Origin of the sequence: Stella humosa (assembly GCF_006738645.1) — a bacterium.
Lineage (GTDB): Bacteria > Pseudomonadota > Alphaproteobacteria > ATCC43930 > Allostellaceae > Allostella > Allostella humosa.
This window is the reverse complement of record NZ_AP019700.1, coordinates 1,075,223-1,099,473: the sequence shown is the minus strand read 5'-3', so window position 1 is coordinate 1,099,473 and position 24,251 is coordinate 1,075,223. Positions and strand designations below refer to the sequence as shown.

24 protein-coding genes are annotated in these 24,251 nt (G+C 70.3%); 8 read left to right on the top strand and 16 right to left on the bottom strand.

Annotation, left to right across the window (positions count from 1 at the left end):
- Window positions 1-142: 142 nt before the first annotated feature.
- The 5 genes from STVA_RS05245 to STVA_RS05225 all read right to left on the bottom strand — a co-directional run bounded on the left by STVA_RS05245 (window position 143) and on the right by STVA_RS05225 (window position 4,707).
- The gene (locus STVA_RS05245; protein ID WP_123689634.1) at window positions 143-847 is read right to left on the bottom strand and encodes an ABC transporter ATP-binding protein; all 705 of its coding nucleotides are present in this window, start codon (window positions 845-847) and stop codon (window positions 143-145) included.
- Entirely contained in the window at window positions 847-1,596 is a 750-nt protein-coding gene (locus STVA_RS05240) for an ABC transporter ATP-binding protein (RefSeq protein ID WP_123689635.1), read from the bottom strand. Before STVA_RS05240 ends, STVA_RS05245 begins: the two co-directional genes overlap by 1 nt.
- Window positions 1,593-2,549, bottom strand: coding sequence for a branched-chain amino acid ABC transporter permease (locus STVA_RS05235; RefSeq protein WP_245978308.1), 957 nt, complete (start codon window positions 2,547-2,549; stop codon window positions 1,593-1,595). Before STVA_RS05235 ends, STVA_RS05240 begins: the two co-directional genes overlap by 4 nt.
- Window positions 2,550-2,566: 17 nt before the next feature.
- Entirely contained in the window at window positions 2,567-3,424 is an 858-nt protein-coding gene (locus STVA_RS05230; RefSeq protein WP_123689637.1) for a branched-chain amino acid ABC transporter permease, read from the bottom strand.
- A gap of 77 nt (window positions 3,425-3,501) precedes the next feature.
- Window positions 3,502-4,707: an ABC transporter substrate-binding protein gene (locus STVA_RS05225; protein ID WP_123689638.1), complete on the bottom strand. Its 1,206-nt coding sequence runs from the start codon at window positions 4,705-4,707 to the stop codon at window positions 3,502-3,504.
- A 115-nt stretch (window positions 4,708-4,822) separates the two neighbouring features.
- Here STVA_RS05225 and STVA_RS05220 point away from each other — a divergent pair, with 115 nt between their 5' ends.
- Genes STVA_RS05220 through STVA_RS05210 form a run of 3 tightly spaced genes read left to right on the top strand, consistent with a single transcriptional unit; the run spans window position 4,823 to window position 7,625 of the window.
- Window positions 4,823-5,539: an SDR family oxidoreductase gene (locus STVA_RS05220; RefSeq protein WP_123689639.1), complete on the top strand. Its 717-nt coding sequence runs from the start codon at window positions 4,823-4,825 to the stop codon at window positions 5,537-5,539.
- A complete protein-coding gene (locus tag STVA_RS05215) occupies window positions 5,539-6,906 on the top strand; it encodes a RidA family protein (RefSeq protein WP_123689640.1) in 1,368 nt (455 codons plus the stop codon). Before STVA_RS05220 ends, STVA_RS05215 begins: the two co-directional genes overlap by 1 nt.
- Window positions 6,907-6,956: 50 nt before the next feature.
- Window positions 6,957-7,625 (top strand): cupin domain-containing protein, encoded by a 669-nt coding sequence (locus STVA_RS05210; protein ID WP_123689641.1) that lies wholly within the window; start codon window positions 6,957-6,959, stop codon window positions 7,623-7,625.
- A gap of 148 nt (window positions 7,626-7,773) precedes the next feature.
- Here STVA_RS05210 and STVA_RS05205 read toward each other — a convergent pair whose 3' ends face one another.
- Both STVA_RS05205 and STVA_RS05200 read right to left on the bottom strand, forming a co-directional pair.
- Window positions 7,774-8,406 (bottom strand): dimethylsulfonioproprionate lyase family protein, encoded by a 633-nt coding sequence (locus STVA_RS05205; protein WP_123689642.1) that lies wholly within the window; start codon window positions 8,404-8,406, stop codon window positions 7,774-7,776.
- Window positions 8,407-8,417: 11 nt separating this feature from the next.
- Window positions 8,418-8,918 carry a CinA family protein gene (locus STVA_RS05200; protein ID WP_123689643.1) on the bottom strand — a complete coding sequence of 167 codons (501 nt, stop codon included), beginning with the start codon at window positions 8,916-8,918 and terminating at the stop codon, window positions 8,418-8,420.
- Window positions 8,919-9,149: 231 nt separating this feature from the next.
- On the opposite strand from STVA_RS05200, the gene msrA reads away from it, so the two are divergent.
- Window positions 9,150-9,905, top strand: coding sequence for a peptide-methionine (S)-S-oxide reductase MsrA (gene msrA, locus STVA_RS05195; RefSeq protein WP_245978310.1), 756 nt, complete (start codon window positions 9,150-9,152; stop codon window positions 9,903-9,905).
- Here msrA and STVA_RS05190 read toward each other — a convergent pair.
- Together STVA_RS05190 and STVA_RS05185 are read right to left on the bottom strand one after the other, a co-directional pair.
- A complete protein-coding gene (locus tag STVA_RS05190; RefSeq protein ID WP_123689644.1) occupies window positions 9,887-10,399 on the bottom strand; it encodes a GAF domain-containing protein in 513 nt (170 codons plus the stop codon). The two genes, msrA and STVA_RS05190, sit on opposite strands and share 19 nt — an antisense overlap.
- 79 nt (window positions 10,400-10,478) lie before the next feature.
- The gene (locus STVA_RS05185; protein WP_123689645.1) at window positions 10,479-11,909 is read right to left on the bottom strand and encodes an aldehyde dehydrogenase family protein; all 1,431 of its coding nucleotides are present in this window, start codon (window positions 11,907-11,909) and stop codon (window positions 10,479-10,481) included.
- A 102-nt stretch (window positions 11,910-12,011) separates the two neighbouring features.
- On the opposite strand from STVA_RS05185, the gene STVA_RS05180 reads away from it, so the two are divergent.
- Entirely contained in the window at window positions 12,012-12,878 is an 867-nt protein-coding gene (locus STVA_RS05180) for an SDR family NAD(P)-dependent oxidoreductase (RefSeq protein ID WP_123689646.1), read from the top strand.
- Window positions 12,879-13,061: 183 nt separating this feature from the next.
- Here the strand turns inward: STVA_RS05180 and STVA_RS05175 are convergent, their stop codons facing one another.
- The 7 genes from STVA_RS05175 to STVA_RS05145 are packed head-to-tail and all read right to left on the bottom strand — an operon-like array spanning window position 13,062 to window position 21,491.
- Window positions 13,062-14,048, bottom strand: coding sequence for an isopenicillin N synthase family dioxygenase (locus STVA_RS05175; protein ID WP_123689647.1), 987 nt, complete (start codon window positions 14,046-14,048; stop codon window positions 13,062-13,064).
- A 14-nt stretch (window positions 14,049-14,062) separates the two neighbouring features.
- Window positions 14,063-15,562 carry an aldehyde dehydrogenase family protein gene (locus STVA_RS05170; RefSeq protein ID WP_123689648.1) on the bottom strand — a complete coding sequence of 500 codons (1,500 nt, stop codon included), beginning with the start codon at window positions 15,560-15,562 and terminating at the stop codon, window positions 14,063-14,065.
- Between the two features lie 23 nt (window positions 15,563-15,585).
- The gene (locus STVA_RS05165; protein WP_123689649.1) at window positions 15,586-17,370 is read right to left on the bottom strand and encodes an acyl-CoA dehydrogenase; all 1,785 of its coding nucleotides are present in this window, start codon (window positions 17,368-17,370) and stop codon (window positions 15,586-15,588) included.
- Between the two features lie 12 nt (window positions 17,371-17,382).
- Window positions 17,383-18,636, bottom strand: coding sequence for a hydantoinase/carbamoylase family amidase (locus STVA_RS05160; RefSeq protein ID WP_123689650.1), 1,254 nt, complete (start codon window positions 18,634-18,636; stop codon window positions 17,383-17,385).
- Complete coding sequence (locus tag STVA_RS05155; RefSeq protein WP_123689651.1) at window positions 18,633-19,520, bottom strand: alpha/beta fold hydrolase; 888 nt, start codon at window positions 19,518-19,520, stop codon at window positions 18,633-18,635. The genes STVA_RS05160 and STVA_RS05155 overlap by 4 nt, the downstream gene beginning before the upstream one ends.
- Window positions 19,521-19,532: 12 nt before the next feature.
- Complete coding sequence (locus STVA_RS05150) at window positions 19,533-20,672, bottom strand: pyridoxal phosphate-dependent aminotransferase (protein ID WP_123689652.1); 1,140 nt, start codon at window positions 20,670-20,672, stop codon at window positions 19,533-19,535.
- A gap of 36 nt (window positions 20,673-20,708) precedes the next feature.
- A complete protein-coding gene (locus STVA_RS05145; RefSeq protein WP_123689653.1) occupies window positions 20,709-21,491 on the bottom strand; it encodes an SDR family oxidoreductase in 783 nt (260 codons plus the stop codon).
- 431 nt (window positions 21,492-21,922) lie between these two features.
- Between STVA_RS05145 and STVA_RS27545 the strand changes: the two genes are divergently transcribed.
- The 3 genes from STVA_RS27545 to STVA_RS05135 are packed head-to-tail and all read left to right on the top strand — an operon-like array spanning window position 21,923 to window position 24,196.
- Complete coding sequence (locus tag STVA_RS27545) at window positions 21,923-22,072, top strand: hypothetical protein (protein ID WP_170216451.1); 150 nt, start codon at window positions 21,923-21,925, stop codon at window positions 22,070-22,072.
- 49 nt (window positions 22,073-22,121) lie between these two features.
- Window positions 22,122-23,435: a histidinol dehydrogenase gene (gene hisD, locus STVA_RS05140; protein WP_123689654.1), complete on the top strand. Its 1,314-nt coding sequence runs from the start codon at window positions 22,122-22,124 to the stop codon at window positions 23,433-23,435.
- Window positions 23,432-24,196 carry an SDR family NAD(P)-dependent oxidoreductase gene (locus tag STVA_RS05135; RefSeq protein ID WP_179955438.1) on the top strand — a complete coding sequence of 255 codons (765 nt, stop codon included), beginning with the start codon at window positions 23,432-23,434 and terminating at the stop codon, window positions 24,194-24,196. Before hisD ends, STVA_RS05135 begins: the two co-directional genes overlap by 4 nt.
- Window positions 24,197-24,251: the final 55 nt, after the last annotated feature.

The window sequence follows — 24,251 nt, the reverse complement described above, 5'->3', positions numbered from 1 at the left end:
ACTGCTCGGTCCGCTGCGCGGCCCTGTGCGCTCGGGATGAGGTAGGTCTCTGGAATATAAGGAAGAACCTCATCTCGAGCGCGCAGCGCAGCGAGCAGTCGAGAGACGGACCGGCGACCGCATCACGCCACCGGCGCGGCCTTCAGGTGACGACCGACCGCAGCGTCAGGTAGCGGTCCTTCACCGCCTCGTCGGCGGCGAAATCGGCGGCCGAGCCTTCATAGACCGTGCGGCCGAGGTCGATGATGGTGTGGCGGTCGCCCAGCTTCATGCAGACGGCCAGGTTCTGCTCCACCAGCAGGATCGCCGTGCCCTGGTCGCGGATGCGCCGGAAGGTCTCCACCAGCTCGTTGACGATGACCGGCGCCAGCCCCTCGGTCGGCTCGTCCAGCAGCAGCAGGCGCGGGCCAGAGACGAGCGCGCGGGCGATCGCCAGCATCTGCTGCTCGCCGCCCGAGAGCCGGCTGCCGAGGTTGCGCCGCCGCTCGGCCAAGCGCGGGAAGAGGCCGAACACGTCCTCGATCTGCCAGGGCGACTTGGCGTCGACCGCGATCTCCAGGTTCTCGCGCACGCTGAGGAGCGAGAAGATGCCGCGATGCTCGGGCACCATCGCCAAACCCAGGCGGGCAATGGCGTGGGTCGGCATGCCGGCCAGATCCTGGCCCATGAAGGCGACGCGTCCGCCGGTCGGCGGCAGCAGGCGCATGATGGCGCGCAAGGTCGTCGTCTTGCCGGCGCCGTTGCGGCCCAGCAGCGTCACCAGTTCGCCCGCCCCCACCGTCAGGGACACGCCCTGGAGGATGTGGCTCTTGCCGTAGTGGGCGTTGAGGCCCTCGACGGTCAGCATCACGCCACCTCGCCCAGATAGGCCATCTGCACCCGGCGGTCGGCGCGGATGGCGTCGGGCGGTCCCTCGACCAGCACCTCGCCCTGGAACATGACCGTGATGGTGTCGCTGATGCCCATGACGATCGCCATGTTGTGCTCGATCAGGACGACGGTGCAGGTCCGCGCGATCTCGCGGATCAGGCGGCGGACGGCATCGATGTCGTCGATGCCCATGCCGGCGGTGGGCTCGTCCAGGAAGACGACCTGCGGCCGGGCGGCCAGTGCCAGGCCGATCTCCAGCCGGCGCTGCTGGCCGTGCGACAGCTCACCCGACTTGCGCTCGGCCACGTCGCCGAGGCCGAGGAAGGCCAGCAGCTCGTCGGCCCGGGCCGCAGCCGGCGCCAGGCTGCGGTCGCGCGACAGAATGCCCAGCAGGCCGAGCCCGAGCTTGCGCTGGCAGGCGAGCGCCAGGCTCTGGCGCACCGTCATCGCGGCGAAGAGGCTGGTCACCTGGAAGGACCGGCCGATGCCCAGCACCGTGCGCCGGTGCATGGGCAGGCGGGTGATGTCGCGGCCGGCAAACGTGACGCTGCCGGCGGTCGGCATCACCCGCCCGGTCAGCGCGTTGAACAGCGTCGTCTTGCCCGCGCCATTGGGGCCGATGATGGAATGGATGCTGCCCGGCGCAAGGTCGAAGGAGACGTCGCGGACGGCCACGAAATCCCCGAACTTCACCGTCAGCCCGCGCACTTCGAGGATGGCGGTCATGGCCGCCCGCCCCGTCCGGAGAGGCGCCGGAGGACGATCTCCACCCCGCTCCAGGCACCGCCGCGCAGCAGCAGGACGACGGCGATCAGCGTCACCCCCACCCCGAAGAGCCAGCGCGGCCAGATCGACGACAGCACGTCGGCGGCGACGTTGTAGATGAGGGCTCCCAGGAAGGCGCCGTAGAACGAGCCCGTGCCGCCCAGGATCGCCATGATGACGATGCGCTCGCTCATCTCGAACTCGATGTTGTTCAGCGGCACATAGCCGATGAACATGGCGTGCAAGGCCCCGGCCAGCCCGGTGACGGCGCCGGCCACGACGAAGGTCGCCCATTTGTACTGCAGCACGTTGAAGCCCAGCGCCTCGGCCCGCGTGTCGTTCTCCCGCAGCGCCACGACGACGGCGCCGAACGGGCTGCGCACCAGCCGGCCCAGCGCCACGAAGACGAGGCAGAAGACCGTCGCCGTCACGACATAGAAGGCGCCCGGCGTCGCCAGCGCGCTCACCGTATGGCCGGCCAGCACGAGGGCCGGCCGCGGCACGTCGGTCATGCCGTTCTCGCCGCCGGTGACATGGCCGAAGGCCAGGATGACGAAGTAGGCGACCTGCGAGAAGGCCAGCGTCAGCATGACGAAATAGACGCCGCGCTTGCGGATGGCGAAGAGACCGATGATGCCGGCCAGCACCGCCCCCGACACCGCCCCTGCCGCCAGCGCCGGCAGCAGCGTCAGCCCCAACCCCTTCATGGCGAACGCGGTCAGGTAGGAGCCGCCGCCGAAGAACACGCTCTGGCCGAACGACATCAACCCGGCATAGCCCAGCAGCAGGGTGCAGCCGGAGACGGCAATGGCGAAGATCAGCACCTCGGTCGCCAGCGACACCGACGGCAGGGCGAAGCGGAGGGCGACCGCGATGGCGATCAGGATGGCGAGGTCGCGGAGCGCGCGCGGCATGCCCGGGTACGACATGGCTATGCCCGGCCGAACAGGCCGTAGGGCCTGAGCAGGATCACCGCCAGCATGGTGACGTAGATCATCAGGCGCGCGCCCTCGGGCCAGATGCTGCTCATCAGGCTCTGGACGATGCCGATCATCAGGCCGCCGGCCAGCGCCCCGGTGAAGTTGCCAAGGCCGCCGATGACCACCACGACGAAGGCGATCGCCAGCGCCTCGAAGCTCATGAAGGGCTCGACCCCGCGCAAGGGGGCCGCGATCGTGCCGGCGACGGCCGCCAGCCAGGCCGCGCCCGCGAAGGTGAAGCCGAAGAGGCGGAAGGTGTCGACGCCCAGCAGCGACAGCATCTCCGGCGACTCGCTGCCGGCGCGCAGCATGGCGCCGATGCGGCTGCGCTCCATCATCAGCCACAGGCCGCCGGCCAGGACGGCCGCGACCGCGATCACGAACAGGCGGTATGTCGGGTAGACGAAGTCGCCCAGGATGACGATGCCGTCGAGCCCGGTCGGGATCGGCACGTGCTGGGGCACCGGCCCCCAGATCGCCATCACCGTCTCCTGGAACATCAGCGCGATGCCGACCGTGACCAGGATGTGGGCGTCGTGGGACATGTGATAGATGCGATGGAACAACACCCGGTCGAGCAGCCAGGCGAGTGCCGCCACCGCCAGCGGCGACACCAGCAGCGCCAGCCAGAAGCTGTCGAAGAGCTGGATCAGGTAGAAGGCCAGATAGGCGCCGACCAGGTAGAAGGCGCCATGCGCGAAGTTGACGAAGCGCAGGATGCCGAAGATGACCGTCAGCCCGACCGCGATCAGGAAATAGATCATCCCGATGCCGATGCCGTTCAGGATCTGGAGCAGGTAGATGTGCATCGGGCTTCGCGACCGGGCCTTCGTCTGAGAGAACGGGAAGAACGGCGGCAGGGCGCCTGCCCCGCCGCCGGTATCGGTCAGGCCATCTTGCAACCGGTCTTATCCAGCGGCAGGAACGACTTCCCGCTGGAGATGATGTCGGCGAAGTTCTCGCCGTCCTTCATCGCCGAGCGCGCCTTGCCGATGGCCAGGTAGTAGTCCTTGATCACCTGGTGGTCGCCGGCGCGGATCATCTCGTCCCCGGTGATGCCCTCGTAGGTCATGCCCTCCATGGCGGCGATGATCCGGGCCGGGTCGGTGGAGTTGGCCTTGTTCATGCCCTCCAGCAGCATCTGGACGATGGCGTAGCCGACGGCGACGAGATAGGTCGGCGTCTCGTTCAGCTTCTCCTTCACCAGTTGGCGCAGGCGGCGGTTACCGGGCGTGTCGACCTCGTGCCAGTATTGCAGGCCGAAATAGACGCCCTCGATGACGTTGGAGCCCAGCGCCTGGAACTGGTCGAGGCCGGTCGACCACGGCACCACGATCTTCATGTTGCGCTTGGCGCCGAAGCTGACCGCCTGGCGGATCACGTCGGCCGTCTGGTTGCCGAAGTTCAGGATGCAGAGCACATCCGGCTTCTGGGCGATGGCCGCCGTGATGTAGCCCGAGAATTCCTTCTCGGCCAGGGAGTGGTAGCTGTTGCCGGCATGCTCCAACCCTTTCTCGGCCAGGACCGCCTTGGTGTTGCGCAGCAGGGCCTCGCCGAAGACGTACTGGCCGGTGATCGTGTACCAGCGCTTGGCGCCCGGGTTCAGCTCGATCACCGGCCGCACGGTCTGCTCGATCGCGCCATAGGTGGCGACCGGCCAGCGGAAGGTGGCGCGGTTGCAGTCCGGCCCGGTGATCTCGTCGGCACCACCCTGGTTGGTGTAGACGCCGCCCGCCTTGTGCACCTCCTTGGAGATGGCGAGCGCCATCGAGGAGATGGTGGCGCCGATGAAGTGGCGGATCTTCTGCTGCTCGATCGCCTCCTGCACCTTGCGCACCGCCTTGCCGGGGTCGCCCTGGTCGTCGAGCAGGACATAGTTGAGGGCGGCACCGCCGGCCTTGCCGTAGGTGTCCACCGCCAGCTTGGAGCCGCGGTTGGCCAGCACGGCGGCACTCGCGAACGGTCCCGTCGAGGAATAGACCGCGCCGATGTCGACCCGCTCGGCGGCGAAACCGGAGCGGATGAAGCCCGGCAGCGGCAGGGCGGCGGCACCCGTGGCAGCCGCCAGTTGGATGAAGCGTCGGCGATCCATTGAGCCCCCCATCGATGACCGGCGCCCCCGCAGGGGGCTTCAACCCGGATTTCACAAAAGTGAAAGTGATGCTACATATGCTGAAAATGCACGTCAATCGCCAGGAGCACGCGTCATGGAACTAAAGGGCAAGGTCGCGATCATCACCGGCGCCAGCAGCGGCCTTGGGCTCGCCTGCGCCGAGGCCCTGGCGGGCGAGGGCGTGCGGCTGGTCCTGGGTGGGCGGCGCGTGGACCGGCTGGAGGATTTCGCCCGGCGCTTTCCCGGCACGCGCGCGGTGTCGGGCGACATCACCGAGCCTGCCGCCATCGCCGCCCTCTTCGCCGAGGCCGAGACCGCCTTCGGGCAGGTCGATATCGTCTTCAACAATGCGGGCTACATGACGTCGGGCACGATCGAGCAGATCGACATCGACCGCGTGGCCGCCATGGTGCGCCTCAACGTCGAGGCGGCCTACCGGGTGATGTACACGGCGATGAAGCACTTCCGCCGCGTCGGCAGCGGACACCTCGTCAATACCTCCAGCATCCTCGGCCTGAAGGTCGGGCTGGAGAGCGGGGCCTATGCCGGCACCAAGTACGCGATCGAGGCGCTGGCCGAGGCGCTGCGGATGGAGGTGGCGCGCAGCGACATCCGTATCACCAACCTGCAGCCGGGCCTGATCGCCACCGAGCTGCATCGCGAGTACGAGGTGTCGATCGCCAAGCAGCGCAGCATCGACCATCCCTTGCAGCCGGCGGACGTGGCCCAGGCGCTGCTGTTCGCCCTGAAGCAGCCGCCGCATGTGCGGGTGCCGGCGATCCTGATCTCGCCCGGCGAGTCGGCCCTGTGATGGCTGGGCGGACGATAGCCGGCCCGGCCGGGGCGCCCTGGCCGGCGGCCGGCATCGCCGGCCCGCTGCTCTATCTCGGCAGCCACACGCCGCACCGGCCGGACACGGGCGAGGTCGTCGCCAGCTCCGCCGAGCTCCCGGCGGATGCGGTCCGGTCGGTGGCGACGGGTGCCGCCTTCGTCGATATCCGCGCCGACCGCTTCACCGCCCAGGCGTGGCAGTGCCTGCGCAACCTGGAGGCGACGCTGGCCGCGGCCGGGGCGACGCTGGCCCACTTGGCGCTGCTGCGCGTCGTCCTGCGCCGGGTCGAGGACGGGCCGTTCCTCGCCCGCGTCCTGGCGGCCCTGCTGCCGGCGCCGCTGCCGGCGGTCGACGTCATGGTCTGCGCCACGCCAGGCAGCGACCCCGCCATCGACATCGTCCTGGATGGTATCGCCACCCATGGCGGGGACGCCCCGCCCGACAAGGTAATCCTGCCCGAGCTGGCCGGCCTGACGCAGCCCTATGCGACGCTGGCGAGGGCGGGCGGCCTCGTCTTCACCTCGAACCTGCCCGGCATCGACGCCGGCACGGACGAGGCGCCGGCGCGCGCATCGGCACTGCCGGCCGACCTCCGCAGCCTGGTCGAGGCCTGCCGGCCGGGCGACCGCGAGATCGAGCGCTTCCTCGTCCAGCAGGCGGCGATGTGGCGCAACCTGCGCCGGCTGCTCGAACTGGCCGGCATTCCGTCGCGCGACGTCCTCTATCACAACGCCTGGCTGCTGCGCTCGATGCAGTTCCTGGCCTATGGCTCGGTCGCCCGCGCGCTGGGGCGGGACTTCGACGGCTTCGCCCTGTCCTGCTTCCCCGTGACGGCCATCCCCGGCACCGACAGCCTGTGGACCGGGCGCCTGGTGGCGCGCGACCCGGCGGGGGCCATGGCCAAGCGCGTGGTGGGCGAGCCGCATGCCCTGTCGCGCTCCTACCACGGCATCGTTCAGGCGGGCCCCATCGTCATGACGGCCGGCGAGGTGCCGATCGATCTTACGGTCCCCCGCCTGATAGAGGGGCCACGCCACCTGTCAGCGGCCGCGCGCGGCATCGCCGCCGGCCGCAGCGACCGCGCCGGCCCGGCCGCGGCCCAGGCGGCCCATGTCTATGGCCTGCTGGCGGAAGGGCTGGGGCAGTACGGCACCGGGCTGGGACAGGTAGTCCACCAGACCATATATCTGGCCGACCTGGCCGACACAGCCGCGGTGCTGGTCGTCGCGCTGGGGATGTTCGGCGGCAGGCTGCCGGCCACGTCGATCCTGCCGGTGCTGGGGGCCACGGCCTATGACGGCGCCCTGATCGAGATCGAGGTGACGGCGGCGACGGACGCTGCCTGAAGGCGACAACCAGCCCCTCGATCGCAGAAGGGGAAAGAAAGGCAGCGGGAGTGAAGCAGGACGTCAAGGAGCGAGGCCCAGCCGCACGCAAGAACCGGGCGGTCGACGCCGACATGCCCGATGAAGGCGCGCCCGAGGAGACCGAGGCGCTGGTGCCGCCCCCGCCCGGCATCGGCGCCCACCTGCGGCGCATCCGCAAGGAGCGCGGCTACCCGCTGACGCGCCTGGCCGAGGCGGCCGGCGTGTCGATCGGCCTGATCAGCCAGATCGAGCGCGGGCTGACCTCGCCTTCCGTCCGGTCGCTGCGGCAGATCTGCGGCGCCCTGGGCCTGCCGCTCAGCAGCGTGTTCCAGACGACCGAGCAGCCGCAGCCGACCGATGGCGGCCGGGTGATGCGGCCGGTGGCGCGCCGCATCCTCGACCTATCCTACAAGGGCGTCATCAAGCAGATGCTGACCCCGGCCGACCCGAGCACGCTGGAAATGATGTTCGTCCACGTGGCGCCGGGCGGCAGCTCGGGTCCCGACTACTACACCCATCGCGGCATCGAGTGCGGGATGGTGATGGCCGGCCAGCTCGAGTTGTGGATCGACCAGAAGCGCCACCTGCTGGAGCAGAACGACAGCTTCCGCTTCCACAGCGACATCCCGCACCGTTTCGCCAACCCCGGCCGCATCGAGGCTGTCGTGCTGTGGGTGACCTCGACGGTCGGCGCATGACAAGGCCCGGAACGTTTCCCCGCGGCCGTCGTTATCGCGGCTGAACTATCGCATCGGGGGTTCCATGTACAACATCGTCTGGCTGGTCGGCGCCGTGGTCATCGTTATCGCCATCCTGGGCTTCCTCGGGCTGCGATGAGGCATCCCGTCAGGTCGTGTAGAAGGGTGGAGCGGCGATCCGGCCGCTCCAACTCCACACGGCCAGCAGCGGATCGGCAAAGCTAGTCATGGCATGCGGCACGTCCGCCGGGTGCCAGATGACCGAGCCCGGCGGGCGCATGGCGGCGGGCGTCTCGCCCGCCTGCCACAGCCCGGTGCCGGAGATCACCAGATAGGTCTCCGCCGCCGGATGGGCATGGGCGGGATAGGCCGTCCCGGGCGCCATCAGCGTCAGGCCGAGGCGAACCGCCCCGCCCGGCCGCAGGCCGCGAAAGCCCACCACCTCGCAGAAGGCGATCCGCTCGGCCAGGCCGGGATAGCGGTCGTCGGGCGGATAGCCATAGGTCCAGCATAGCGCCGGGGCCAGCGCCGCCACCGCCGCCACGAGCGGGGCTTCGGCGCCCGCCAGGCCCGCTGCGATCGCGCACGGCAGATGGGCGCAGGCCGGCTGCTCCTGTGCGACAGCCGGCTCGCCGTCTGAGGAACCGACCGGCAGCGCCCGGCCGAGCCGCGCCACCTCTTCCTGAAACAGCGGACCCGGCGCGGGTCGCGCGGCGATGGCGTCCAGGAAGCGGCGCTGGAAGGCGTCGACATGCGGGTCGAGCGCCGCGATGACGGCCATGGCCCGCCCCCCTACCGCGCCGACAGGATTTCTTCGAGCAGCGCCAGGGCCGCGGCCGCGAAGGCCACCATGTTGGCCGACCGGTCGCTGTCGCCGGTCTCCAGCGTGCGGCTCGCCTCGCCGTCCGGCCCCACGACGGCCAGGCAGCAATGGCCCGCCGCATCGCCGTAGCGGTTGCCGGTCGGCCCGGTCGCCCCCGTCTCGGCCAGTGCCCAGTCCGCACCGAGGCGCTGGCGGATGGTGCGCGCGCCCAGCAGGGCCGCCGGCTCGGTCGCCGAGCGGATGCCGGCCATCATCGGCCGGGTGATGCCGAGCAGCCCTTCCCGCGCGGCGGCCGTATAGATGACGCCGCCCCCCAGGAAATAGGCCGACGCACCCGGCACCGACAGCAGGGCCGCCGAGACGAGCCCGCCGGTCGAGGATTCCGACACGCCCAGCGTCTGGCGCCGGGCGATGAGCAATGCTGCGATGCGGATGGCGGCGGCGGTGTCGACGGTCAAGGCGGACGGCATGGGGGGCTCCTGTCTGGCCGACTCGACGATAGCCGGCCTGGGCTGCGGTCTCCACTCGTTGCGCGCGATCCCTTCCTATCCAGGTCCCGGGAACGGTCGGCATGATCAAGGTCGACGCGCAGATTGGGCTTGGCCATGGGCCCATCACCCGGGGTCTCCGATCCTCCATGACCTGCTTGACGGACGACGGCCGCGGACCATCTTGCAGCCGCGCGGGAATGGAGGACTGGCATGAGCGAAGCAACAGTGATGGCGAAGGCCCGGGGCCGCCTGTCGGCGCTGGCCGGCCTGGCATGGATGGTTGCCGCCGGCATCGGCCTGGCGGCAGCCGGCGCGTCGGCCGAGCCGGCGCGCGCGCTGCCGCCGCCGGCCATCGACCAGGCGACCATTGACCAGAATGCCTCGGCCGAGGCGACTTCGGCGGTGGCAGTCCTGGCCGGCGGCTGCTTCTGGGGCGTGCAGGGGGTGTTCCAGCATGTCGACGGCGTCAGCAACGCCGTCTCCGGTTATGCCGGCGGCACGCGGGAGACGGCCCGCTACGAGTTGATCGGCACCGGCCGCACCGGCCATGCCGAGGCGGTGCGCATCACCTACGACCCGCGCCGGATCAGCTATGGCCGGTTGCTGCAGATCTATTTCTCGGTCGCCCACGACCCGACGGAGGTCGACCGCCAGGGGCCGGACGAGGGGCCGCAATACCGCTCGGCCATCTTCCCCGAAAGCGCCGAGCAGGCCCGCATCGCCGCGGCCTACATCGCCCAGCTCGACGCGACCGGCATCCTCGGGGCGCCGATCGCCACGAAGATCGAGCAGTACCGGCCGTTCTATGCGGCCGAGGACTACCATCAGGATTTCATGACGAAGAACCCGCGGCACCCCTACATCGTCGAGCACGACCTGCCGAAGGTCGACTGGCTGAAGCGGCAGTTCCCCGATCTCTACCGCGACCAGCCGACACTCGTTGCCGGTCAGCCGCGCACGAACTGAGGGCCGAAGTCGGTCGCGGCGACGAGGATCGCCGCCAGCGCCTCGACGCCTGCCTGATCGTCGGCATCGAAGCGTGCCGGCAGCGGGCTGTCGAGGTCGAGCACGCCCAGGATCCGGTCGCCCGCCCGCAGCGGCACCACCAGTTCCGACCGCGAGGCCGCATCGCAGGCGATGTGGCCCGGGAAGGCATGGACGTCCTCGACCAGCATCGACCGCCGCTCGGCCACCGCAGCACCGCAGACGCCGCGCCCGACGGGAATGCGCACGCAGGCGGGCTGGCCCTGGAACGGCCCGACCACCAGCTCGCCGGGTGCGCGCAGGAAATAGAACCCGGCCCAGTTCAGGTCCGGCATCATCTGGAACAGCAGCGCCGAGCAGTTGGCGGCGTTGGCCACCGCATCGCACTCGCCCTCCAGCAGGGCGGCCAGTTGGCGGGCCAGGTCGGCATAGAATTCCGGCTTGCCGACGCCCTCGATCTTCTTCGCCTGGAACATCCCCGTGTCTCCCTGGCCACCGCCGCCGACGCCCCGCCGTCCAAGCGCCCAAGGCGCGGACGGCGGGGGTTGCTGGCCGCTATGCCGCTTCGTAGCCGATGACGGCCTTCACCTCCAGGAACTCCTCCATCCCCCACTTGCCATACTCGCGGCCGTTGCCGGACTGCTTGTAGCCGCCGAAGGGCGCGGCGTTGTCGCCGGCCGGGTAGTTCAGGTGGACGTTGCCGGCGCGGAGCTGGGCCGCCACCTTGCGGGCGCGGGCGATGTCGGTGCCCTGGACATAGGCGGCCAGGCCATAGTCGGTGTCGTTGGCGATGGCGATCGCCTCGGCCTCGTCGGCATAGGGCTGGATGACGATGACGGGCCCGAAGATCTCCTCGCGCGCGATCGTCATGTCGTTGCGGACGTTGGCGAAGACGGTCGGCCGCACGAAGAAGCCGCGGTTCAAGTGCTCGGGCCGGCCGGGCCCGCCGGTCACCAGCTCGGCACCCTCGGCGATGCCGGCCTGGATCAGGCGCTGGACCTTGTCGAACTGCACCTCGCTGACCAGCGGGCCGAGGTTGGTGCGCTCGTCAGCCACGTCGCCCACGACCAGGCTGTCGGCAGCCGCCTTGGCATACGCCTTCACCTCGTCCTGGCGGTCGGCCGGCACCAGCATGCGGGTGGGGGCGCTGCAGGACTGGCCGCTGTTGCCCATCATCTGGAGGACGCCGCGGGTGACGGCGTCGCGGAAGTCCACGTCCGGCAACAGGATGTTGGGCGACTTGCCGCCCAGTTCCTGCGCCACCCGCTTGACGGTGGCGGCGGCCGCCTGGGCCACCAGCACGCCCGCCCGGGTCGAGCCGGTGAAGGACATCATGTCGATCCCCGGGTGGAACGACATGGCTTCGCCGACCACGGCGCCCTCGCCCTGGACCATGTTGTAGACGCCCTTGGGCACGCCGGCCGCGTGCATCACCTCCGACCAGAGGATGGCGTTGAGCGGCGCCACCTCGGACGGCTTCAGCACCATGGTGCAGCCGGCCGCGAGCGCCGGGGCGACCTTGCAGACGATCTGGTTGATCGGCCAGTTCCAGGGCGTGATCAGGCCGACGACGCCGATCGGCTCGCGCGCGATCAGCGTGGTGCCCTGCAATTCCTCGAATTCGTAGTTCTCCAGCACCTGGATCATGCGGCGCAGGTGGTTCGTGCCGGTCGCGGCCTGGCGCTCGCGCGCCAGCTTGATGGGGGCCCCCATCTCCTGCGACATGATGCGGGCCACGTCCTCGCGGCGGCGGTCATACTCGGCCAGGATCGCCTGGAGCAGGTCGATCCGCTCCTTCCTGGTGGTGCGCGCGAAGGCCGGAAAGGCGGCCCGGGCGGCCGCGACGGCGCGGTCGACATCCCTGGCACCGCCGACCGCGATGGTGGCGCAGGCCTCCTCGGTCGAGGGGTCGATCACCGTGACCAGCTTGGGCTCGATCGGATCGACCCAGGCCCCGTCCACATAGTGCTGGCGTTCGTGCTGCATCTCGATATCCCTTCCGCCTTCCCCCGCCTCGCGGGGGCCGTGAATCGCCGCTATATACCGCGGGATATAGCGATTGACGAGAACCCAGCCCAGGACACAGCCATGAAGAATATGCATCCCGCCCTGGAAGCCGGGCGCACCGCCGTCGTCACCGGGGCGGCCGGCGGCATCGGCTTGGCCGCCGCCCGGCGCTTCGCCACGCTGGGCATGAAGGTGTGCCTGGCCGACTTGGCCGGCCCGGCGCTGGAAGCGGCTGCGGCCGAGGTCGCCGCCGCCGCGCCGCTCGGCCGGGCCGGCGTGCTGGCGGTGCCGACCGACGTCAGCCGGCTGGAGGACGTCCAGGCGCTGAAGGACGCCGCCTTCGGGGCCTTCGGCGAGGTGGCCGTCCTGATGAACAATGCCGGCACGGCCCCCGGCGGCGGCCCATGGGAGCATATCGACCGCTGGCGGCGGGTGCTGGAGGTGAACCTGTGGGGCGTGATCAACGGGGTGCAGACCTTCGCGCCCGCCATGCTGGCCCAGGGCACGGCCGGCGCCATCGTCAATACCGGGTCCAAGCAGGGTATCACCTGCCCGCCGGGCGACACCGCCTACAATGTCAGCAAGGCCGGCGTGAAGGTGATGACCGAGGCGCTGGCCCACAGCCTGCGCGAGACAGAGGGCGGCCGCATCACCGCCCACCTGTTGATCCCGGGCTCGACCTTCACCGGCATGACGCGCGGCACGCGGACCGAGAAGCCGCCCGGCGCCTGGACCCCGGACCAGGTGGTGGACATGCTCGTGGTCGGCATGGCCGCGGGCGATTTCTACATCCTCTGCCCCGACAATGAGGTGACGCGCGCGGTCGACGAGCGGCGCATCGCCTGGGCGGCCGGCGACATCATCCACAACCGCCCGGCCCTGTCGCGCTGGCATCCCGATCACAAGGCGGCGTTCGCGGCGTTCCTCGAGCGGGATGGCGATGTGTAACTAGCGGAGCCGCGCAGGTTGCGTCCGGGCTGGGAGGCGCAAATGGCATCGCCGTCGTTGCGTCCCTCGACTGCTCGGCCTGCAGCATTGGTAGCGGAGCGCACCGCCGATCCTTATCCCGAGCGCGGAGCGCAGCGAGCAGTCGAGGGACGCAACGCTGCCCGGGCCAGGCGCTCGCCGCCGTCAGGCCGGCGGCTTGCCGGCGCGGACATAGTTGGCGTCGAGCCGGCCGGCGAAATAGTCGACGAAGCGGACAGGCGGGTGCGCCGCCGGCCGGTCGGCGCGGAAGCGCGGCAGGCAGTCGATGACGGTTTCCAGGTTGGGATCGAAGAAATAGGCGATCGAATAGCGGTCACGCTCGGGCGAGGCGTTCACCACGCGGTGCGGCGTGGAGTTGAAGGCGTCGTTGGTCCAGCGCGCCATGGCATCGCCGATGTTGCAGATGAAGGTGCCGGGGATGCAGGGGGCCGCCCGCCAGCCGCCGCCCGGGATCTGCACCTCCAGCCCGCCGACATCGTCCTGGGCCAGGATGGTGAGGAAGCCATAGTCGGTGTGCGGGTGGCTGCCATAGAGGTCGTCGGGCCGGTCGGCCGGTGCCGGCGGGTAGTGGTTGAGGCGGAGCGCCGTGGCCGGCGGGGCAAAGCGCTGCCCGAAGAAGCCCGCATCCTCGCCCACCGCCAGTGACAGGGCCGGCAGCAGGCTCGTCCCCAGGCGGGCCACCGCGCCGTCATAGCGCCGGACCTGGTCGCGGAACAGCGGGTCATCCGGCCACTGGTTCGGGCCTTGCAGCGGCTGGCCCGCCAGGCGGCCCGGATCGTCCTCGGCCACCTCGTGGCGGACGAAGAAGGATTCCATCTGGTTGGGCCGCCGCGCCGGGGCGAAGCGGGCCGATGCCGTCAACTTCGCGGTGCCAAAGCCCATGTAGCCGCGGTGCCAGTGGTTGGTCGCCAGCGCCTCCTTCTCGGCCATCGGCCGGGCGTGGAAGCGCCGGTTGGCCTCGAAAGCGTCGGCGATCCAGGCGTCGGGGACGCCGTGGTCGGCGATGTAGAAGAAGCCGGTGGCATCGCAGGCGCGGCGGATGGCGTCCGCCACCCGGGCCACGTCAGCCACCGCCGCGCGATCGTCCGCCCGGCCGAGACGGATGACCGGGAACCCCTGCCCCTCAGACATGCCCGGCCCTCCTCTCACCCGTAGCGCTGCCCGCCCGCGAACCAGTCGTCGAAGGCGGGCGCGGTGCGCACGACGATGCTGCGCTTGCGCATGTAGCTGCGCAGCGCGTCCCAGCCGTTCTCCTTGCCGTAGCCGCTTTCGCCGAAGCCACCCCAGACCGAGCGCGGGTCGTTCTTGTGGTGGTCGTTGATCCACACCACGCCGGCCCGCACCTCGGCCGCCAGGCGATGGGCGCGGCCGACATCGCGCGTCCAGATCGCTGCCCCCAGGGCGAAGTCGCTGTCGTTGGCCAGCGCCAGCGCCTCGGCCTCGTCGCGGAAGGGGGTGACGGCGACAACCGGGCCGAACACCTCCTCGCGGAAGAGGCGCATGGCGGGCGCCACGTCGGCGAAGACGGTGGGCGGCACGTAGAAGCCGTCGGCCAGGGCCGGCGGCAGGGCAAGCGCATTGCCGCCCTGCACCAGGCGGGCGCCGGCGGCCCGGGCGGCCGCGATATGGTCGAAGCAGCGGTCGCGCGACGCGGCCGAGATGACCGGGCCGATGTCCGTCGCCGGATCGTCCGGGGCACCGATGCGCAAGGCCGCCACCCGGTCGCGCAATGCTGCCACGAAGGCCTCGCAGACCGGCTCGGCGACGATGAAGCGGGTGGCCGACACGCAGGTCTGGCCGGCAGCGACGAAGGCCGCGAACACGGCCCCGGCCGCCGCCTCGGCCACCGGCACGTCGTCGCAGATGATGATTGGTGCCTTGCCGCCCAGCTCCAGCGTGCAGGGCACGAGACGCTCGCCCGCTGCCGCGGCCACGCGCCGGCCGGTGACGGTGCCGCCGGTCAGGTCGATCTTGCGCACGGCCGGTGCCGCGCACAGGGCCGCCCCCGTGGCCCCCGCCCCCGTCACCACGTTGACGGTGCCGGCGGGCAGGCCCGCCTCGCGGCACCAGTCGGCGAACAGCAGGGCCGAGACCGGCGCCAGTTCGGAAGGCTTCACGACGCAGGTGTTGCCGGCCGCCAGCGCCGCCGCCAGCTTCTTCACCAGGATCAGGATCGGGTGGTTCCAGGGCGTCAGCAGGGCGCAGACGCCAAGCGGCTCGTACTGCGTCAGCGTCACCAGGCCGCCGCGCACGCGGTTGGATTCGCCCTCCAGGCCAGCCGCGATGCCGCCGAAATACTCCAGCCATTCCGGGATGCGGCCCATCTGGGCGCGCATCTCACGGATCGGCCGGCCGGTCACGGCGGATTCCAGTTCCGCCAGCGCGCCGATGCGCGACCGCACGAGATCGGCCAACGCCCGCAGGTGGCGACCACGGTCGAGCGCGTCCGTGCGCCGCCAGTCGGCGAAGGCGCGATCGGCCGCATCGACGGCAGCCGCGACGTCGCTCGCGTCGGCCACCGGCACATGGCCCAGCAGCACCCGCGTCGCCGGGCTGTGGACGGCGATCTCTGCGGTCCCGTGCGCCGCCTGCCACTGGCCGCCATAGTGCAGCATGCCGCGCGGAATGGTCTGGTCCTGGTTCATCGTCGCGTCCCCGTCTGGCGGCATCAGAAGGCCGCGGCGTCCAGTTCCATGATGCCCTCGGCACCGCGCGCGACCCGCCGGGCCAGCAGCGCCGTCTCGGGCAGGGTGCGGTCCATGTAGAAGCGGCCGACCGCCAGCTTGCGGCGGTGGAAGGCGGGATCGCCGCTGCCCGCGTCGAGGGCACGCGCCGACACGGTTGCCATGCGCACCCACATCCAGCCCACCGCCACCAGCCCGAACAGGCGCAGATAGTCGGTCGCCCCCCCGGCTGCCTCGACCGGCGCGGCGCCGACCTGTCCGTTCATCCAGTCGGTGGCCCGGCGAAGGTCGGCCAGCGCGGATTCCAGCGCCGCGCCGAAGCATGCGGCTGCCGGCACGGCGCGGCTGCGGACGGCCGCATCCGCCATCTCGTCGAGCAGGGCTGCCAAGGTCCGGCCCTCGTCCAGCGCCAGCTTGCGGCGGACGAGGTCGAGGGCCTGGATGCCGTTGGTGCCCTCGTAGAGCTGGGTCACGCGGACATCGCGGACGAACTGCTCGATGCCGTATTCGCGGATGAAGCCGTGCCCGCCATGGCATTGCAGGGCGAGGTTGGCCGCCTCGGAGCCGCGGTCGGTGAAATGCGCCTTGATGACCGGCGTCAACAGGGCCGCACGCTCGTCGGCGCGGCGGCGCTCGTCCGGGTCGGGGTGCAGGCGCGACAGGTCGATCTGCATGGCGACCCACAGGCCCAGCGCCCGCGCGCCGTCGATGAAGGACCGCTGCGTCAGCAGCATGGCGCGCACGTCGGGATGGCCGATGATCGGCTGCGCTTCGCCGCCCGCATCGGCACCCGGCACCCGGCCCTGGTGGCGTTCGCGGGCATAGTGGGCGGCGTTCTGGCAGGCGACCTCGGCGATGCCGAGCCCCTGGAGGGCGACGCCGAGGCGGGCGTCGTTGACCATGGTGAACATCGCCTGCAGCCCGCGATGGGGCTGGCCGACCAGCTCGCCCACCGCACCCTCATAGACGATGACGCCGGTGGGCGCCGCGCGCAGGCCCATCTTGTGCTCGAGCGACGCACAATGGACGGCGTTGCGCGCCCCCGGATTGCCGTCCGCGTCCGGCAGATGCTTGGGCACCAGGAAAAGGCTGAGGCCACGCGCCCCCGGCGGCCCGTCCGGCAGGCGCGCCAGCACCAAGTTGACGATGTTGTCCGCCAGGTCGTGCTCGGCGTTGGTGATGAAGATCTTCGAGCCGTGCAGGCGATAGGAGCCGTCGCCTGCCGGCTCGGCACGGGTGCGCACGCGGCCCAGGTCGCTGCCGGCATGGGCCTCGGTCAAATGCATGGCGCCGGTCCACTCGCCCGATGCCAGCTTCGGCAGGTAGAGCCGCTTCTGCGCGTCCGTGCCATGGGCGGCAATGGCGGTGAAGACGGCCTCGCTCAGTTCGATATAGCCGCTGAAGGCGAGGTTGGCGCCGGCCAGCATCTCGTAGAAGGATTCGGCCAGCACCCCCGGCAGCCCCTTGCCGCCATGGTCGGGATCGAAGGCGAGCCCGATCCAGCCGCCATCGGCGAAGGCCTTGTAGGCCTGCCGGAAGCCCTGGGGCGTGAAGACCGATCCATTCTCCCAGCGACAGCCCTCGGAATCGCCGGGCTGGTTCAGCGGCTGCGCCACGCCCTCGCAGATGTCGGCAGCACCGCGCAGGAAATCCTGGATGAAGTCCGGCGACAGGTCGGCATAGGCCGGCAGGTTGGCCAGGCGCTGGACCTCCAACACCTGGGTCAGGACATAGGCGAGGTCGTCGACGGGGGCGGCATAGGTCGGCATGGCAGCCGGCGCTCAGGCGCGGTCGGCGAGCTGCACCAGCAGCTCGGCCAGCACGCGCGCACCGGCCGCGAGATCGCCCGGCAGCGTCGCCTCGACCTCGTTATGGCTGATGCCGCCGGCACAGGGCACGAAGATCATGGCCGAGGGGCAGACCATGTGCAGGTTGCGGGCATCGTGGCCGGCGGCCGAGGCCAGAGCCATGGGGGCGAGGCCAAGGCGCTCCGCCGTCTGTCGGGTCGCGTCCTGCATGGCAGACGGAAAGGTCAGCGGTGCAGCATCGACCAGCGGCGTGACGGTGACGGTGCATGGACCGGCATTGGCCTGGCAGATGCTTTCGACCGCGGCGCCGAAGCCCTCCAGCGTGGGGCCGTCCGGATGGCGCAGGTCGATCGAGAAATCGGCCCGGGCCGGCACGACGGACGGGGCGTTGGGCTCCACCTGGATGCGGCCCACCGTGAAGCGCACCACGTCGTCGGCATCGACGATGGCGCGGTGGAGAGCGGCGATCATCGCGGCGGCCGCCGCCAGCGCGTCGCGGCGACGGCGGCGCGGCGTCGTCCCGGCATGTGCCTCCTCGCCACGAACAGACACTTTCCAGGTTTTCTTGCCCTGGATACCGGTGACGACGCCGACCTGGTGCCCGGCTGCTTCCAGCTCCGGGCCTTGTTCGATATGGGCTTCGACATAGGCCGCCACCGGGAAACCGACCGGCCGGCGCGCCATGTCCGGGAAGGCGGCATCGAGGCGGGCCAGTTCGGCCTCGACGCGGATGCCGGCGGCGTCCGCCACCGGCAGGATCGTCTCCAGCGCGCGGACCCCGGCGAAGGCTTCCGACCCCATCATGCCAGGGGCGAAGCGCGAGCCCTCCTCGTTGGTCCAGGCGACGATGTCGATGGCCCGGCGCGGCTGGTACCCGGCTGCCCGCATCGCCTCCACCGCCTCCAGCCCGGCCAGCACGCCATAGACGCCATCATACTTGCCGCCGGTCGGCTGGCTGTCGATGTGCGAGCCGGTCATCACCGGAGTCAGGGCCGGATCGTACCCGGGCAGGCGCAGGAACAGGTTGCCGATGGCATCCGTCGACGCCTCCAGCCCCAGCGCGCCGGCCCAGCCGATCAGCACGCGCTTGGCCGCGATCTCCTCGTCGGACAGGGCCTGGCGGTTGACGCCGCCGCGCTCGGTGGCCCCGACCCGGGCCAGCGCCTCGTGCCGGTCCCACAGGCGGCGCTCGTCGATGGCGGCCGCGACCTGCCCGAAGGTCGTCACGACCCGGCCGTCCGCATGATCTGGTCGGGCCGGGCCCGGGGATCGCGCGGCGTCCAGCGCCCGGCCTCGACCGCGTCCAGGAACTCGCCCAGGACGGTGTTGAACAGCTCCGGCTCCTCCTGGTTCGCCGCATGCCCGGTCTTGGGCAGGATCAGCAGGCCGCAGGCGGGAATGGTCTTCTTCAGGAAGACGCCCGGCTGGATGCAATGATCGTCCTCGTCGCCGACGACGACCAGGGTGGGGGCGGCCATGCGGGCGAAGCGGTCGGCCAGGTCGTAGAGCGACGGCCGCCGCACCTGCACGCCGCGCATGGTGGCAGCCGCCCCGGCCGCCGAATGCTGCGCCAGCCGCTCCACGAACTCCCGCCAGCCGCGCGGATTCTTGTTCTGGAACTGCACCCGCGACGCGCCAGAGCCGTAGGTCTCGGCGAAGCGCTCGGCGCCGATCTCCTCGAAGTTGCGCGCGACCGTCAGCGAGATGTTGCGGAAATACTCCTCGTGCTGCTTCTCGGCGCCATAGCCGGCCCCGGCGGCGACGATGGAGAGCGCGCGGTCGGCATGGTCGAGGCCGAAATGCAGGGCAGCGAAGCCGCCCATCGAGCAGCCGACGACATGCGCGCGCTCGACCCCGGCCGCATCCAGCACGGCCGCGATGTCCGACGCCGCGATCGCCTGCGAGTAGGCCTCCGGGTCGCTCGGCACGTCGGACGGGGGATAGCCGCGGGCGGCAAAGGTGATGCAGCGGCGGGTGCGCGCGAAGCGGCGCACCTGCGGCTCCCACGAGCGATAGTTGTCGCCGAACTCATGGACGAAGATGACGGGCGTGCCGGTGCCCGTCTCCTCGAAATAGAGGCGCACGCCGTCGCCCGCGGTCGCGAAGCCCATCGCGCTTCTCCTTCAGAACATTTCCGGTGGGGCGTTGAGGCTGCGCGCCTCCTCCACCATCGCCGGCAGCAGGTCGCAGAATTCCCGCACCCATTCGGCCGGGACCGAGGTGCTGACCTTCACGAAGCGGTCGCCGAAGCGCTGGGTGTGATAGGCGCCGTGGCGGATCATGATCTTGCGGCGGCGATAGACCTCGGCCAGCGATTCCGGGCGGATGCCGGCGGCGTGGGTCTCGATCACCAGGAAATTGCCGTGCGATGGATAGACCGGGATGCTGAGGCCGGGCGTCTCCTGCACGCGGGCATGGATGGCGGCCTTGTTGGCGTCGTCCAGCGCGCGCACCTTGGCCATCCATTCATGCTTCACCGCCAGGCCCGCCATGGCGCCGCGCTGGGCGACGACGCTGGCGCCGAGCGCGGCGTGCGACAGACCCGCCAAGTCGGCGATCAGGCCGGGAGCGGCCACCAGCCCGCCGATGCGCATGCCGGCCAGGCCCAGCCACTTGGAGAAGCTGACGGTCATCACCGCGCCCTCCGGCATGGCCGCCAGCACGGGATAGGGCTCGGCCGCGAAGTCGCGATAGGTCGCGTCCTGGATCAGGAGCGCGCCGACGCTGCGCGCGATCGCCGCGAACGCCTCGATCTCGGCCCGGCTGTAGGACACGCCCAGCGGGTTGTTGGGATCGACCAGGTAGATGACGCTGGTGCGCTCGTCGACCTCGGCCGCCAGGCGGTCGGCGGTCAGCCGGTAGCCCACGGCCGGGTCGAAGATCGGGATTTCCACCACCTCGGCCCCGGCCTGGCGGGCGAAGATGCAGGGCCATTTCCAGGTGGGATCGGTGGTGACGAAGCGGCTGCCGGGCCGGCAATGGGCCTTCACCAGCAAGGCCAGGGCCGAGACGCCGCCCTCGGTCACCAGCGCTTCGGCGCTGCCGGGCGCCAGACCCAGATCCTCCACGATGCCGCGGCGCAGCGCCTCGAAGCCGAGCGGCGGGGCATAGGCGTGGAACTCCTCCTCCACGATCGAGCGCGCCATCGCCCGCAACACGTCGGGATGAGCCGGGACATGGTTGGTGTTCTGCCCGAGCCAGCGCAGGTCCGGCGTGGCGAACAGGTCGTCGAAATGCCGGTTGCGCACGGCGGCGGTGGACATGGGCCAGATCCTCGAGCGGCTCAGATGCCGGGGGCGTCAGATGATCGAGCCGCGCGACGCGATGCCGCCGTCGATGGTGACGATGGTGCCGGTGATGTAGCCCGCGCGCGGCGAGGCCAGGAACACCATCAGGTCGGCCACCTCTTCCGCGCTGGCCGGGCGGCCGCCCGGATAGAGCTTGAACAGTTCCTGCCAGCGGCTGTCGTCGCCCCAGTTGTCGACGGCGCGGCGCTTCATCAGCTTGACCATGCGGTCGGTGGCGACCGGGCCCGGATTGACGCCGACGACGCGCACGCCATGGTCCAGGCTGACGCCGCCCAGCGCCCGGGTAAAGGACATCAGCGCGGCATTGCCGGTGCTGCCGGCAATGTAGTTGGCGTCCCAGTTCTCGCCGGAATTGCCAATGTCGTTGACAATGACGCCATGGCCGCGCTCGGTCATGCCGCGATAGACCGCGCGCGTCAGGTCGATATAGCCGAAGACCTTGAGGTCGAAGCCGCGCCGCCAGGCGGCCGCATCGACGGCGTCGATCGGGCCGGCCGGGATGTCGCCGGCATTGTTGATCAGGATGTCGATGGCCCCGCAGCGGCCGGCCAGGTCGACCATGCTGTCGGGCGTCGACAGGTCCATCACATGGATGTCGACCGCAACGCCGTGGGCGGCGCCGATCTCGTCCTTGGCCTTGGCGAGAGCCGTTCCGTCGCGCGCCGCCAGATGCAGGGCGCAGCCCTCCCGGGCGAAGGATTCGGCGGTCGCCAGACCGATCCCCTTGGATGCGCCGGTGATGAGGACGGTCTTTCCTTCGAGATCCAGCTTCAAGAACGCTCTCCCAGTGCTTCATCGGTGGCGGGGAAATGGGCTGCGGCAGAATCGATCGGATGCACGATCATGTATGCAATATCGGTAATTCTGCACTCTTGACGGTCGATAACGATTTCTCCGCGAATCACGCGATCTGCCAATACGCCCAAGGCACCTTGGCATTTCCCGTCGACAATGGTGCGCCGTCGCGGTGGCTTGTGTCAATGATCGTGGCAGTTATTGCATTCAATTTATCTGATTTTGCATACATACTGCTGCAACAGATAACCGATTGGCCGGTGGATCTGGAATCGTGCTGCGCGGCGCGGGATAGGGCGCGTCCAACGCGGGCATCCGGTATAGTGACCGCCACGATGCTGCCGATGCCCCGCTGCACCTCGCAGTGGAGCGCACGGTCTGCTGGGCGGCATTGTCTTCCCCGGTGCGCCATGGAACGATATTTTCAGTATCAGGTCGTCAGCGCCTTCGCCGCGCTGGAGATGCGCGAGCCGGTGAACGCCACCAAGATTCGGCTCCTCGGCACCAGTCCGGTATTCTACCGCCAGGACGACGTCAGCCCCGCCCGCATCCTGCGCTGAAGCGCAACGCGCGCGACCCCGCCTTCGCTATCAAGGAACATCCCGCCCAATGGCCACCATCCTCAAGCGCGGCAAGGACGTCGAGGCGATCGCCGAGATCGACGCGCAGGTCCGCAGCACCGTCGAAACCGCGCTGAACGACATCGCGCGGCGCGGCGACGACGCCGTCCGCGACCTGTCCCGCAAGTTCGACAAGTGGGAGCGCGACGACTTCCGGCTGAGCCAGGCCGAGATCGACGAGGCGGTGGGCCAACTGCGCCCGCGCGACATCGCCGACATCCAGTTCGCGCAAGCGCAGGTGCGCAACTTCGCCGAGATCCAGATGAGCGCCCTGCAGCCGGTCGAGCGCGAGACGCTGCCCGGCATCATCCTGGGCCACAAGAACATCCCGGTCAGTTCGGTCGGCTGCTATGTCCCGGGCGGCAAGTATCCCCTGCTGGCGTCGGCCCACATGTCGGTCGTCACGGCCAAGGTGGCCGGCGTGAAGCGCATCATCACCTGCGCGCCGCCGTTTGCCGGCAAGCCCGCACCGGCGATCATCGCCGCCCAGCACCTGGCCGGCGCCGACGAGATCTATGTCCTGGGGGGCATCCAGGCCGTGGGCGCCATGGCACTCGGAACCGCCACCATCGCGCCGGTCGACATGCTGGTCGGCCCGGGCAACGCCTATGTCGCCGAGGCCAAGCGCCAGCTCTATGGGCGGGTCGGCATCGACCTGTTCGCCGGTCCGACCGAGACCATGGTGATCGCCGACGAGACGGTCGACGGCGAGCTTTGCGCGGTCGACCTGCTGGGCCAGGCCGAGCACGGCCCGAACTCGCCGGCCGTCCTGCTGACCACGTCCGAGCGGCTGGCGCGCGAGACGATCCGCGAGGTCGAGCGGCTGCTGGCGATCATGCCGACGGGCGAGATCGCCGGGCTGGCCTGGCGCGACTACGGCCAGGTCATCGTCGCCGACGATCATGACGAGATGCTGAAGATCGCCAACCAGATCGCGTCCGAGCATGTCCAGGTGATGACCGACCGCGACGACTGGTACCTGGAGCACATGGTGAACTACGGCGCACTGTTCCTGGGCGCCCGCACCAACGTCAGCTATGGCGACAAGGTGATCGGCACCAACCACACGCTGCCGACGCGCCGGGCCGCGCGCTATACCGGCGGCCTGTGGGTCGGCAAGTTCCTGAAGACCTGCACCTATCAGAAGGTCGTCACCGACGAGGCCTCGGCGATGATCGGCGAGTACTGCTCGCGCCTCTGCGCGCTGGAAGGGTTCGCCGGCCATGGCGAGCAGGCCAACATCCGCGTGCGCCGCTATGGCGGGCGCAACGTCGAGCCCTATTCCGCGGTAGAGCCCCTATGATCCTGCCGACAAGCCCGAGCTTCCGGCTCGAAGGCCGCACCGCGCTGGTCACCGGGGCCAGCCGCGGCCTCGGCCTCGCCATGGCGACGGCGCTGGCCGAGGCTGGTGCCGCGGTGACGCTGGTGGCGCGCAGCGCCGACGACCTGGCAGCCGTTGCCCAGGCCATGCAGGCGCGCGGATGGGCGGCCACGGCCCTGCCGCTCGACATACTCGACCGGGAAGCCACCGACCGCGCCGTCGCCGCGGCCGGCCCGTTCGACATCCTGGTCAACAATGCCGGGCTTAACCGCCCGCTCCTGCTGCAGGACATCACCGAGGCCGACTACGACGTGGTCTACGACCTCAACGTCCGCGCCACCCTGTTCCTGACCAAGACGGTGGCGTACGGCATGAAGGCCCAGGCGCGCGGCGGCTCCATCATCAACATCTCGTCCCAGATGGGCCATGTCGGCGGGCCGCGGCGCACCCTCTATTGCGGCGCCAAGCACGCCGTCGAAGGCATGACGAAGGCGCTGGCCTGGGAGTTCGGGCCGGACAGAATCCGCGTCAACACCATCTGCCCCACCTTCATCGAGACCGACATGTCGCGGCCGATGCTGGCCGACCCGGCCTTCCGCGACTTCGTCACGGCCCGGATCGCGCTCGGCCGCGTCGGCCAGATCGAGGAGGTGATGGGGGCGGCGATCTTCCTGGCGTCGGACGCGTCCTCGCTCGTCACCGGCTCTGCCATCATGGTCGATGGCGGCTGGACGGCGGCGTAGAGCCCAACCCGACCGCGCTGGATGGTCGGGCGGGCAGCGCAGCGAGCAGTCGAAG